Source organism: Coleofasciculus sp. (assembly GCF_046565525.1).
Lineage (GTDB): Bacteria > Cyanobacteriota > Cyanobacteriia > Cyanobacteriales > Coleofasciculaceae > Coleofasciculus.
The window spans coordinates 54,224-67,229 of sequence record NZ_JBKHUP010000034.1 but is presented as its reverse complement, the minus strand read 5'-3'; the positions used below and the strand labels follow the sequence as shown (position 1 = coordinate 67,229).

9 protein-coding genes are annotated in these 13,006 nt (G+C 45.4%); 4 read left to right on the top strand and 5 right to left on the bottom strand.

Features of this window, described 5'->3' with window-relative positions:
• Nucleotides 1-769: 769 nt before the first annotated feature.
• Complete coding sequence (locus tag ACLGGO_RS14255; protein WP_446419806.1) at nt 770-5,206, top strand: response regulator; 4,437 nt, start codon at nt 770-772, stop codon at nt 5,204-5,206.
• A gap of 222 nt (nt 5,207-5,428) precedes the next feature.
• On the opposite strand, the gene ACLGGO_RS14250 is transcribed toward ACLGGO_RS14255, so the two are convergent.
• The 5 genes from ACLGGO_RS14250 to ACLGGO_RS14230 form a co-directional block, all read right to left on the bottom strand.
• Nucleotides 5,429-5,887: a GUN4 domain-containing protein gene (locus tag ACLGGO_RS14250; RefSeq protein ID WP_446419805.1), complete on the bottom strand. Its 459-nt coding sequence runs from the start codon at nt 5,885-5,887 to the stop codon at nt 5,429-5,431.
• Between the two features lie 104 nt (nt 5,888-5,991).
• Nucleotides 5,992-6,291, bottom strand: coding sequence for a putative quinol monooxygenase (locus ACLGGO_RS14245; protein ID WP_446336785.1), 300 nt, complete (start codon nt 6,289-6,291; stop codon nt 5,992-5,994).
• A 229-nt stretch (nt 6,292-6,520) separates the two neighbouring features.
• A complete protein-coding gene (locus tag ACLGGO_RS14240; protein ID WP_446336784.1) occupies nt 6,521-6,874 on the bottom strand; it encodes a DUF1257 domain-containing protein in 354 nt (117 codons plus the stop codon).
• Nucleotides 6,875-7,018: 144 nt separating this feature from the next.
• Nucleotides 7,019-8,530, bottom strand: a complete 1,512-nt coding sequence (gene ycf46 / locus ACLGGO_RS14235; RefSeq protein WP_446336783.1) for a stress-responsive protein Ycf46 — start codon at nt 8,528-8,530, stop codon at nt 7,019-7,021.
• A gap of 96 nt (nt 8,531-8,626) precedes the next feature.
• Nucleotides 8,627-8,977 (bottom strand): hypothetical protein, encoded by a 351-nt coding sequence (locus tag ACLGGO_RS14230; RefSeq protein ID WP_446336782.1) that lies wholly within the window; start codon nt 8,975-8,977, stop codon nt 8,627-8,629.
• Between the two features lie 271 nt (nt 8,978-9,248).
• On the opposite strand from ACLGGO_RS14230, the gene ACLGGO_RS14225 reads away from it, so the two are divergent.
• From ACLGGO_RS14225 to ggpS, 3 genes are all read left to right on the top strand, one after another.
• Nucleotides 9,249-9,752, top strand: a complete 504-nt coding sequence (locus ACLGGO_RS14225; RefSeq protein WP_446419804.1) for a hypothetical protein — start codon at nt 9,249-9,251, stop codon at nt 9,750-9,752.
• Nucleotides 9,753-9,924: 172 nt separating this feature from the next.
• The gene (locus tag ACLGGO_RS14220; protein ID WP_446365525.1) at nt 9,925-10,602 is read left to right on the top strand and encodes a response regulator; all 678 of its coding nucleotides are present in this window, start codon (nt 9,925-9,927) and stop codon (nt 10,600-10,602) included.
• 839 nt (nt 10,603-11,441) lie between these two features.
• Complete coding sequence (ggpS, locus tag ACLGGO_RS14215; protein WP_446419803.1) at nt 11,442-12,950, top strand: glucosylglycerol-phosphate synthase; 1,509 nt, start codon at nt 11,442-11,444, stop codon at nt 12,948-12,950.
• Nucleotides 12,951-13,006: the final 56 nt, after the last annotated feature.

Below are 13,006 nucleotides of genomic sequence, written 5' to 3'. Positions count from 1 at the left end.
CATTTTCCCATTATGAAGTAATCATAAAATTAAACCACTATCTTTGTCAATCCCTCAAATAGGATTCTTTTCCCCAAGCCTGAGATAATTTAGTGGGTTTTCGCCTCAATTCTACGTTATCTGAATCCTTTCAATTAAGGCGCGATCGCATCCGCCTCTTTAGTTGCTTGAGACTAGCTTTAACCCCTACAGGACTTTCGCTCTTACTTAGGATAGTTACCTTGATTACTGCTGGAATAATAATCTGACATCATACCCTATATGTCGGCACATTTTCCCATTATGAAGTAATCATAAAATCAAACTCCGCTCTTTGTCAACCCCTTAAATAGGATTCTTTTCCCCAAGCCTGCTTTGGAGATAATTTATTTTGACATCAGTAGGTTGGTGAAAATCAACCCAACTCCATTAACTTATGTAAACCCCCCTCAAACTCTTACAAAGGAAGTAGCTTGCTTCTCGCTCCCTTGAGTATAACGAATGACGAATGATAGACAAATGACGAACTCCCCTAATCTTCTCGCCTAAATCCGCCCCGATCAAAAGACAATAATTTTAATCGGTAAAAATAAAAATTCACCCATCCTTTACTTAATTTTTATTCAAACAATTTCCTATTTTCATCTCCATCTGTGTCGGCTACAGTGTAAGAGGACATCCCATTAGGGTGACATTAATTTTCTGCAAAAGTTTTGTCAGACTATGCCACCTGATCATCCGGAATGTTCTGATAAATCTCCGAAGGACAAAAGAGTGACGGGAGACAGACATGAAACTGAAAACAAAATTTATCTCAGGCTTTCTCGGGGTGGCATCGCTGGTCGCTGTTTTAGGAATTATTACAATTCAAACGAAGAAAAATGTTGATGATAAATTTAATCAGATTACCGAGGGTACAACCCGTCAACTGGTGGCATTAAACCAGATTAAGGCAGCATCCTTACGGTTAACCAATAAAGCCTATAGTTATGCTGTAATCGAAGGAAAATCTACCGAAACATCGCCAACATCTCAAGACGAGGAACCTGAAAAACAAGCCAAAATTGACTTTCAACAATCCGTTGCGGCTCTAGATCAGTATTTAGCCGAATTCAACTCCTTTTCCAATACGGCTCAAGCTCAAAGTTTTTATCGGGAATTGAAAGTCAGTAAGCTACTCTTGGCAAAAATCAGCCAGGAAATTTTAGCCTTAGATGACGCCAACTTCCAACGGGCTGATATCTTGGCGAAACGACAAGCTTTGGAGAATGCTGAAGACCAATTTTTAGCCGTTGTTGATCAAGCGATTACCTTTCATACTAATACTCTAGAAGAAGAAAATAAAACAGCGAATCGAAGTTCAACCTACTCGCTGATTATTAATCTCACGGCGATTACTGGAGTTGTTGCCGTATCGATTATTTTCGGTATCGTTTTAGCTGATCGCGTCACCAAGCCGATTGTTAAGCTCAAAGAAGCCGCCTCGAAAATTGGCGAAGGGGACTTCGATACCTATGTTGAGGTGCACACCAAGGACGAGCTGAGTGTCTTGGCTGATGCCTTTAATCAGATGAGTAAACAGCTTCAAGAAACCACAGTTTCTAAATCATATCTAGATAATATTATCAGTTCTTTGAGTGATGCACTCATTGTGCTGAATAAAAATATTAGAGTAGAGAGTTTTAATGAAGCCACATTATTCTTATCCGGTTATTCCCCGAAAGAACTGCGGGATCAGCCCTTAGATCATTTCTTTAAAGAAGATAACTTTTTAGCTCATTTACAAGCCAATGACTCTCAACAAAGTGGGTTTCTAGGTCGCTACGAAACCACCTTTTTTACGAAAAAAGGTGACCCCGTTCCCGTATCGGTTACCGCCTCGGTGATGAAAAATTCAGTCCACAAAATTCAGGGAATCGTTTGTTTAGTCCAAGACATTTCTGCTCGCAAACGGGCAGATGAGGCACTGCGCCGCCAAGCGTTAATGTTTGAAACGATTTATGATGGCGTTATTGTCACAGATTTAAACGGTCATATCCTAGACTGGAACCCGGCGGCGGAACGAATTTTTGGCTATGAAAAAACAGAAGTGTTAGGTCAATCCTGTGGTATTATTTACCAACCTGATGCAGCCACCGCTTTAACTCAACAGATGCTGGATAGTTTACTCCGTGAAGGACGCTGGACACAGGAGATTGAATTTATCCGTAAAGATGGCAATAAAGGGGTTTGCGAAACCGTGGTTGTGCCATTGCGGGATGAACTGGGTAAGCCAATTGCCGCAATCGGGGTTAATCGGGATGTTACAGAAAGAAAAGAGTATGAAAATAAACTGGTAGAAGCGCGGGAAGCAGCAGTCGAAGCCGCCCGGGCAAAAGCTCAATTCTTGGCAAATATGAGCCATGAAATCCGCACACCGATGAATGGAGTGCTGGGAATGAGTGAATTACTCTTAACCACAGATCTTAATCCCCGCCAACTGGATTTCGTTAAAACCTTGCAAGTAAGTGGTGAACATTTACTGGGCGTGATTAATGATATTCTCGACTTCTCCAAACTCGAAGCTGGAGAAATGCGCCTCGATGTCGATGAATTGAATATTAATCGGTCTTTGGAAGATGTCTTAGATTTGTGTTCTCCCCAAGCCGAAGCCAAGGATTTAGAATTAGCGTTGTTAGTGGATACCGATGTACCCCGACGACTGATGGGAGATGTTGGTCGCTTGCGCCAAATTTGCACCAATTTAGTGAGTAATTCGATTAAATTTACCGAGTCTGGCGAAGTCGTGATTCGGGTGTCGGTTCATCAGGAATTGGCGGAACAGGACAAAATTCAACTGCGATTTGCGGTGCGGGATACGGGAATTGGGATTCACCCAGAGGATAAACGGAAACTCTTCCAAGCCTTCTCCCAAGTCGATTCCTCCACCACCCGCAAATATGGGGGAACGGGTTTAGGGTTAGCCATCTGTAAGCAACTGGTAGAAATGATGGGGGGTGAGATTGGCGTCGAGAGTCAACTCGGTGTGGGTTCGACGTTTTGGTTCACAATTACCTTTGGTACAGTGGCGGCGGGTACCCAGGAGAATGAGAGCGATCGCATCTTTAGTAATTTACCCATTTCCCCCGAATCTCTGCAAGGGAAACGGGTATTAATCGTCGATGATCGCCCAATTAATCGCCAAATTGTCAAGTATCAGTTAGAAGCCAGAGGCATGGAGGTAGATGAAGCCGATAATGGTATTATTGCCCTCAACGCCATGCAAGCGTCTGCCGAAGCGGGTAAACCCTACGATGTAGCGCTACTGGATATGAAAATGCCCAAAATTGATGGATCTACCCTAGGACGGTTGATTCTCGCAGAACCGGATTGGGCAAAAACCAAGTTAGTCCTAATGACTTCGATGCACGCCGGGGATTCCGCCCAACCTTTGCTCAAAAGTGGGTTTGCCGATTATTTAGTTAAACCGGTGAAAGAATCTCAGTTGTTGGAATCATTACAGAAAATCCTGGCGTCTGAGATCCCAGCCACCCTGTTCAGTACCCAATCGGCTATCCCTGACCCCTCTCAGCCAGCACCCCAATCCACTTGCCTAAAAATTCTCCTGGTAGAAGATACACCAATTAACCTGAAGCTGGTGCGCCATCAGGTGCAATTATTGGGACATGAGTCTGAGTCGGCAGAAAATGGTCAAGAAGCCCTTGACAAAATCGCCCAAAATGACTACGACATTGTGTTAATGGATTGTCAGATGCCCGTAATGGATGGCTACCAGGCAACCCAGACACTACGCCAGCGAGAAGGCACAGACCGTCATACAATAATTATTGGCATGACCGCTTACGCCATGCAAGGCGATCGCGAAAAATGTTTGGCAGCGGGAATGGATGACTATCTAAGTAAGCCCGTCATGGTGAAAAACTTGGCACCGGTATTAGAGCGATGGTCATCAGTTGTCAAAGGAGTCTCACCCAAACCCGAACGTCCATATCCGGCTCAATCCACGAGTAGTCTGCTCTCTGATGTCGTGGACTGGAAGCGTCTCAAGGAAATCTCTGAAGGTGATCCGGCATTTCAACTGGAGTTAGTCCAAGGCTTTATCAAAGAGGGCGCTAGTTTTATTAACCAGGCAAAACAGGCATTAGTCGATAAAGACTGGGTAATGGTTGCCAATAAAGCCCACCAACTTAAAGGTGCCAGCGCCTCAGTCGCCGTGCAAACTATGCCCGATGTGGCGGAGGAACTGCGACATCAGGCAATCACCAAAAATGCGGAGAGTAGCGCTAAATTAGTTGGGGAGTTAGAGAAACTCCTTGAGCAGCTAAAAGGACATATCGACCTAAATACCACCTCGCTGAAGGAGGAACTACCCAGCAAAGGATGGGATTTTCAACAAGAGGTTGCTGCATTGGCAGCAAAGACATCGAAATTGAAAACGGAAACTGACCAACAAATGCCACTAACTCTTTTGTTAGTGGAAGATACACCAGTTAACCTGAAATTAGTCCAGCACCAAGTTCGCCTCCTCGGTCATCAGTGGGATTCTGCGGAAAATGGTGAAAAAGCTCTGGAAAAATTGGCACAGAATGACTATGACATCGTGTTAATGGATTGTCAGATGCCGGTGATGGATGGCTATCAAGCCACGCAAACATTACGGCAACGGGAAGGTACAGACCGTCATACGATTGTGATTGGCATGACCGCTTATGCGATGCCAGGGGATAGAGATAAATGTATCGCGGCGGGAATGGATGACTATCTCAGTAAACCTGTGATGGTAAAAGAACTGAAAGTCATGTTACAGCGATGGTCGTTGGTGGTTAAGGAAAATAAGGCAAAACAAACTAATTCGATAGACAGCCAAAATAGAGCGGAAACGACTACAGATCCCGTCGATTGGAGTGCATTGTCAGAGATTTCTGGTGGTGACCCCGAGTTCCAGTTGGAATTAGTAAAAGGATTTATTAATGATGGGTCAACCTTTCTCACCCAAGCCCAGCAAGCGTTAGCGGATCAAGACTGGGTAATTTTGGCAAACAAAGCACATCAACTTAAAGGTGCTAGTGCGTCTGTGGCGGTGGAATTAATGTCAGATTTAGCATGTCAACTCAATGATCACGCCCACGATAAAAATCTAGAGGAGGCGAAGAAATTAGTGAGTCAGATGGAGGAAATTATGGCACAAGTTAAGGCGTCGGTAGCAAAGAAAGCAGCGGCGGTATAGGATGAGCTACAGCCCTCCCCCCTAGCCCCCCTTTGAAAGTAGGGCGACTTCATTGTCCTCGAAGAAAATTTAAGGAGCGGGGGGAGCTGGGGGAGCTGGGGGAGAAAATGAAGCCAATATTGAGACTATTATTATCACAATTCCACGCTTAATTATTTTCTCTCGTGAACATGAATTAGCCCTGCCCTTTGAAAGGGGGGAGAGGGGAGCGTGATATTTGTTCTAGATATTGCACGCACTAACACGATACAACAGATCATCACGAAGATTTCCCCATGCTAACCATCCCACAACTCCACCCCCAGGGAGATGTCCTATCGGTGCATTCTGATTAAACGTCAGCTCATTGTAACTCTGCCACCGATTAGATACCCGCCATCCAATCCGATCAGCAAATGCCATTAAATCCTTTCCTGATTGCTCATAGATTCGCTTTTGTACACTAAAACCAAATTTACCACTGCTGTACTTGATCCAAAGTTGATCAATCTGCCTAAGTGCATGACAAGGAAATTGCTGAATATCCTGATTAGTTAAATAGCCGCGTTTATCTGCACCCGTAATCTCCAGGAGAATTGTAAACGTTTCCTCGTCTGCTTCTTGCCACCGCCCTGCTGCCAGTAGTTCGTTGAGTTTGGTATAGTTTGCCCTTTCAGAAGAGCTTAAATTATCTTCAAACATACGCTTTCTTGTAAATCAATATACAGTAGAGATTTGGTATCCTAATCACCCAGTTTTTTCTACTGTATAACTTGATCAATCATTTCCTACCCGAATCAGAACGATTAAGCTAACAATACATAATGACGTATATCTGGCGGTGAAGCGAACAACTCTTCGCCTTCTAAAAACCCTTGCTGAATGTGAGCCGAGTCCAAATGTAGCCTCCAAGCTTGCTCACTTTCCCATTCTTCCACAAAGGCAAACTCCGTGGGAATCGCCGGACTTTGTAATAACTCGTAAGTGATACAACCTGCTTCCTTGCGCGTCGCTTCAACAATTTCTAACAGCAGTGCTTTGAGTTTCTCTTCTTTTCCTGGACGCGCTACCACACGAGCTAATACTCGCATTGTTGAGTTGACCATGATTATCAATCCTCTGCGTACATCTCCTCACCTATAAAAGGCTACCGCAGTTCGGAACGCGATCGCAAACACAAAAATACGGCGGAGCAACTCCCTGGATGAGAGATTTTCCCGCCGTTATTATATTATGGAAAAGACTAGAACATTTGTTCTAAAACCTTTTGAAAAAACGGGTCAACCCCAAATAAATAAATTGGTTAACCCGTAAGCTTGGGAACGCCTAGATGGACTATTTTTGTACCACCAGTTTAACGTTGGCATTTTGTAAGCCACGTTGTTTGACCTCTGCTAAGGTCTTGTTAACGGCGTACTTCTGGTTGATCGAGTTGATCAGTTCGGTTTGGTTGTGCTTTTTAGCAACACCCCACAGGTCAGCGATCAGGTCAAAGGAACCATCGCCATTGCGAGACCAACCGAGGTCATACTCGCCTTCGAGAACAGCAACGAGGTCTGCACGAACCCGTTGACCATTGTAGCCGCGCACATCAGCTTCCGTTTTCACGGAAATACCCAGATCGCTCAAAGAAGCCTTTAAGATTTCGGCATCGGTGATCTTGGTACGCAGAGTGCTAAAGTGAGACATTTTAGATTTCCTCCAGTAGAGATAGAAAACAAACGACAACGTAGCTTTTTTCTTGGGTATGCCGCTGTTACATTGCGGCGTCTTTCGAAACTGCTAGCAAGTATTTGCTAGCCTTTCCTCCTGTTGGGAGCAGGAGAAAGCCTGTTAGAACTCCATTCGCTGATATTCAGCAACGGAGGATGCAGCAGGTCGCGCTCTCTGTCTTGCCCAGTCCCTCAGGGCTGTGACCTGCTCAGTCATTGTCCGAGAAAGCGGTAGCGTTGCTTTGATTGCCGCTATAATATCCAGTTGGGTGAATTCCCGGTCTTGAGCAAATGCCTCGTACATTGCAGCGATGAGGGCTTGCTCAATTTCTGCACCGGAAAAACCATCACAAATTGTCGCCAACTGTTCGATATCAAAGCGCTCTATATCTCGACGCCGCTTACTCAGATGAATCTTAAATATTTGCTGACGCTCTTCTTTATTCGGTAAGTCAACAAAGAATATTTCGTCAAATCGACCTTTGCGGAGAAACTCTCCCGGTAGCCGTTCTACTCGGTTCGCTGTCGCCATGACAAATACAGGCGATGTTTTCTCTTGCATCCACGTTAAGAAGGAGCCAAAGATGCGGCTAGAGGTGCCACCATCGGAGTCAGCCGAGCCACTGCTCCCCGCAAAAGACTTGTCAAGCTCATCAATGAAAAGGATGGCGGGTGAAATCGATTCTGCTGTTTTTAGGGCATTTCTCAAGTTGGCTTCTGAGCGACCAACCATAGAACCATCATAAACCCGACCCATATCTAACCGCAACAGCGGTAGTCCCCAAAGGCGAGAGGTTGTCTTGGCAATGAGAGATTTTCCGCATCCGGGTACTCCCAGAATCAGCATCCCTTTGGGTTGGGGTAAACCATACTCTCTTGCCCGTTCGGTGAAGGCGTTTGATCGCTGTTTCAGCCATCGCTTCAGCTCTTCTAAACCACCAACGGCATCAATGGTTTCATCCTCTTCAATATACTCTAAAATACCATTGCGACGAATGAGCTGTTTTTTCTCAGAAAGAACAATATCAACTTCCCCTTCCGTGAGACGCCCTGCTTTAACTTGGGCTTTGCGATACACTTTCTCAGCTTCATCTCGCGTCAGACCTAATGCCGCTTTCAGGAGTTTCTCCCGCGTTTCCGTAGTGGTGCGACGCCCTTTTGTTTTTTCCAATTGCTGAGACAGCACTTGGTTGAGTTCAGTCAAATCAGGTAAGGGGTAGTCGAGAACCACCACTTCCTTCTCTAACTCGATCGGCACCTGCTGCATGGGAGACATGAGTACAATCGTCTTCTGAGCTGCTTTGAAGCTCGCTATAGCATCCCGCAGCCATCGGGTTGTTGCTGGAGAATCAATAAACGGATGTAGATCCTTAAATATATAGATACCAGGTTCTTTTTGCTGAATAACCCATTGAATAGCAGCTTCTGGAGAGACTGTATTGTGTTGGGTGACGTGGCGTGATTGACCATACTCCACAATCCCATGGGTGACAGTCCACACAAATACGCGCCGTTGCTGATTTTTATTTTGAGCAATCATGGCTATTGCCCGTTCTGTCCGCTCTTCCTCTGACGTCACCAGGTAGATTAGAGGGTATTGAGCTTGAATGAGAATACTTATCTCTTCTTGCATGACTATCGACCTACTTAGAGACGGCACAACCACTGCCCAAACATTGTTAATAGAACTCTCGCAGTTAGCTGTTTTTGTACTGTTTTTGTAACACTATCAACAAGGAACGAGTTCCTCTTCGCCCTGAGAATCGGTACGGGAGTTAACTTCTTCTCGCACTTTCTCCACAGGCAGTTCATCATCCAGAAGGCTGGGTTGATTGTTCAGGGAAACCATATCTCCATCTTTTATAACCACTGAGCTAGAACATTCGGGGCAATTGTATACCCGATGAGTGTTTCCGTAGGATGCTTCTACCTCATCAACCACTTCCGGGTGGCGTAGATAGAATACGATTGCTCTCTCGACCATCGCCGACATCGAGTCTGAATCAACGGCTGCTCTAATTTTGAGCTGGCGATGAAGTCCTGGTGGAAGATACAACGTAACTTTTTGCTTGTCTTGCATATGATTTTCAATCGTTTTACCCGGGTATGTATGCCAGATTATCGCCATTTTTTCTGGCTGTCAATACCTCAAGCCAGCATGACGGCATTTTTGTAATATTTCTTTACATTATCCAGTTCTCATACCAGACTGGGCGGATAAATCTAAGGTGTGGGGGAGCAATTGTAGAGACTCCTAGGCGTGGAACTATGGCGAGCTGGGGTAGACAAGGAGGAAGGAATTTTTCCCAATCACCAATCACCACTTGAGACAGACAAAGGACGAATGACAAATGACCACAAAGTTCATTGCTCGAATCGCGCCACTGGCTGTCTTACTCGTAAGCTGTCAGGGTACTAACGTGGATTTGCCACAAACCTGGAACACCTACCGCAACCCCCGCTTCAACTTTGAGTTCCTCTATCCCAGTAATTGGATACCCTTTCCCATACCCGACAATCTTGATGGTCGAGCTTTTCGCGATCCTGAGAATCCCGACTGTGAGATTAGGGGATGGGCAGAATTTGCCGAACTGGGAACCCCATCACCTGAGAGTACATCCAAACCACTCAATCCATCTCAACCTCAGAATTTCCTCACTGAACAAGGTGAAACAGGTAAACTCCAGGTAGACCTTGACCCTGAGATCAGTGTGATTACACTGACCCTGACACAGGACAATGTAAGCTACAACTGGCAGGGACGCTGTGAGAGCGAACAATTTGCTGATTACTATCGCTTTTTCTACTACATTGCTCGTCAGTATCGTCTCCCAGTACCCGATGAGAACCAATAGAGCCAAATCCGCATCACCGACTATAGGAGTTCGTAGTTGCGCTGTCTTCGCCATCATCCTCCCCATCACCAACGACAAACCTTAAATTGTATGCGGCTATCCATCTAGGGGACACAATGTTTGTAAAATACGGAAGTGCGATCGCGCCTGCTGCGTTACTTGGGTACAAACCATGTCCTCAGAACTTCCCTCCCCGACTAATTCCCCCACAAATTCCCCACCCCTGCGAGTGGTGATTGTAGAAGATGACCCCATGATGCAGCTTGGCTTAGAACAATCCTTATCCACTAACCCCCAGCTTGAACTGGTGGGACAAGCTGAAGATGGCTATATGGGCGTGGAAATGACCAAACAACTCAAACCTGATATCGTGGTCATGGATATTGGTTTACCGCGTTTAGATGGGATTGCTGCTACTCAGCAAATTAAAGCGGAACTCCCTGAGGTGAGAGTGGTCATCTTAACCTCTCACACCACTGATCGCGAAATTATTGCCTCCCTCTCTAGCGGCGCTGATGCCTACTGTGTCAAAGGATCAAGTGTAGAACGATTACTCCAGGCGATCGCAGCGGCGGCTGAAGGCGCGACTTACCTCGACCCTCAAATTGGTCGTCAAGTTCTCAAGCATTTGTCTCCCCCTTCTCCCAAGGGTAATGTTTCCAATTTGTCACAACGGGAGCTAGAAGTCTTAAAACTCATCGTCGAAGGCTATAGTAACCCAGAAATTGCCGCTCAACTTTACCTGAGCGCCAATACCGTTAAAACCCATGTACGCGGGATCATGAACAAACTCTCGGTTGATGATCGGGTACAAGCGGCGGTGGTGGCGTTGCGATCGGGAATAGTTTGATTGTCATAAGTCATTCGTGAGACGAAGTATTCTGCTAAATTTTACTAAAATTTACACTTTTTTATACTTTTGTAGTATAGTAGCTACAGATAGCTACTCGATAAGGAAACCTGCCGATGGCAGATATCATCCATAACCAGAGTGTAAGTGATGAATCCTTGTCCACTTGATGTCAGACTCTTGTTGAATTCTGAGGTATCCCAGTTTTGTTGTTAGCTTTGGCTCAAGTAAACTCTCGCCAACCTGCTACGACGTTAGTCGTATGGACAGAGTACTGAGTACGGCAAATAGTAATCGAGGTTGAACACAATTCCCCTAGGATTTGATGGCACAGCCAGTTTAATCTGTACATTGGCGGTTTTGTCATCAAAATTAGACTGTTGAGAGTTTTTTCGATCGAATAATGACTTCCAATCTGTTTCAAATAGTTGTCACCGCTCTAAATCAGCGGATTTTGGGGGCTTGCAATCAACAAAAGCCTGGATTAAACCAATATCTGCAATGCTGTAGCGCTCAGACTTTCCCCCTGTTGAACATCTCTATAGGACAAACCCAGACCCTATCCATTGCAACCTTCAAAAACATCATGGTTGGTAATATAAGCAAAACGGGTAATGGGTTCAATCTTTACTTCCTGTCAGGAGAATACTGACTGGGTTTTCCAGCCTTTGAGTAACGAGATACTCTTAGAGTAAGCCAAAAGTCAAAGGTGAAAATCATCACTGTGGACAGCCTAAAACTCTAAATTCATCGAATCTATCAAATTTATTTTCTCATCCAAGTTGCATTGGGATCGGGAATCGTACCACTGTTAATGGTAAACACCTGGAGGTAGTTGCATGAAATCATCACTCGTTATCCTTTATCATCGCGAACCTTATGACGAGGTTGTGGAAAATGGCAAAGTGCATTATCGGGCAAAGAAAAGCCCCAATGGTATTGTACCAACCCTAAAAAGTTTCTTTGCCGGCGTCAATCAAGGCACCTGGATTGCTTGGAAACAGGTGAATGCTAAGCAGAAAGCTAACTTTGAGGAGCGGATTGTTGTCGAAGGTGAAGGGAACTACAACGTTCGTCGGATTCCCCTCTCCGCCGATCAGGTCAAGCATTTCTATCACATCACCTCAAAAGAAGCATTTTGGCCCATTCTGCATTCATTCCCCTATCACTTCACTTACGAGACATCAGATTGGGAAAACTTTCACACGATTAACCGTCTATTTGCCGAAGCCGCCTGTGACGAAGCAGCAGATGATGCTCTAATTTGGGTGCATGACTACAATCTATGGTTAGTACCCTACTACATCCGGCAGCTAAAGCCGAATGCTCGGATTGCGTTCTTCCATCACACTCCCTTCCCCGCTGCGGATATTTTCAATATCTTACCTTGGCGGGAAGAAATTACCGATAGTTTACTCTGTTGCGATATCGTTGGCTTCCATATTCCTCGCTATTCAGAGAACTTCGTCAACGTGGCTCGCAGCCTGCGCCCGGTAGAAATCGTCAAGAAAGAACCCGTACCCAAGCATATCACCCCGACGGGAATCGCCTTGGCTGAGCCAGAAATGACCACCCAGCTAAGATACAAAGATCAATTAGTCAACCTCGATCCCTTCCCTGTCGGCGCTAATCCTCAACAAATTCTCTCCATCCTGCATAAGCCAGAAACTCAAAAACGGTTTGAGGAAATTAAGGAAAGCTTAGGCGATCGCAAGTTAATTATCTCAGCCGGACGAGTAGACTACGTCAAAGGCACTCGTGAAAAGCTAGAAGCCTATGGACGCCTGTTAGAGCGTCGTCCGGACTTGCATGGCAAAATTAATATGCTGGTCACCTGTGTGGCTTCAGCGTCTGGAATGCGCGTCTATAAAACTGCCCAAACTCAGATTGAGCAGTTAGCCGGAAAAATTAACGGGCGGTACGGGAACTTAAACTGGCTACCGATTATGCTATTTACCCAACCCATTCCTTTACCGGACTTACTCTGTTACTACAAAGCCGCAGATATCTGCTGGACAACTCCCTTGAGAGATGGTTTAAATCTGGTTGCGAAGGAATATATCATCACCCACGAGAAAAAAGAAGGTGTATTAGTCCTCTCGGAGTTCGTCGGTGCAGCCGTGGAACTACCCGATGCCATTTTGACCAACCCCTACTCCGTCGATCGCATGGATGAATCGATTGATCAGGCGCTGGCTATGTCTCCGGAAGAGCAAAAGGAACGCATGGCAAAAATGTATGACATCGTAACTAAGTACGATATACAGTGCTGGGCAGATCACTTGTTTGAGATGTTTGAGAAAACCAAACCTCAGACAGCGAAGCAACCGGAAGCAGTGGCTGTTTGATCGGGAAGTTCCAGGGACGTTTTGAGTTAACGTCCTTGTCGCCCTTCCCTGATTTG

Coding starts and splice junctions, on each gene's coding strand:
- ACLGGO_RS14255 (WP_446419806.1), top strand. CDS start 770: ATGAAACTGAAAACAAAATTTATCTCAGGCTTTCTCGGGGTGGCATCG.
- ACLGGO_RS14250 (WP_446419805.1), bottom strand. CDS start 5,887: ATGTTTGAAGATAATTTAAGCTCTTCTGAAAGGGCAAACTATACCAAA.
- ACLGGO_RS14245 (WP_446336785.1), bottom strand. CDS start 6,291: ATGGTCAACTCAACAATGCGAGTATTAGCTCGTGTGGTAGCGCGTCCA.
- ACLGGO_RS14240 (WP_446336784.1), bottom strand. CDS start 6,874: ATGTCTCACTTTAGCACTCTGCGTACCAAGATCACCGATGCCGAAATC.
- ycf46 (WP_446336783.1), bottom strand. CDS start 8,530: ATGCAAGAAGAGATAAGTATTCTCATTCAAGCTCAATACCCTCTAATC.
- ACLGGO_RS14230 (WP_446336782.1), bottom strand. CDS start 8,977: ATGCAAGACAAGCAAAAAGTTACGTTGTATCTTCCACCAGGACTTCAT.
- ACLGGO_RS14225 (WP_446419804.1), top strand. CDS start 9,249: ATGACCACAAAGTTCATTGCTCGAATCGCGCCACTGGCTGTCTTACTC.
- ACLGGO_RS14220 (WP_446365525.1), top strand. CDS start 9,925: ATGTCCTCAGAACTTCCCTCCCCGACTAATTCCCCCACAAATTCCCCA.
- ggpS (WP_446419803.1), top strand. CDS start 11,442: ATGAAATCATCACTCGTTATCCTTTATCATCGCGAACCTTATGACGAG.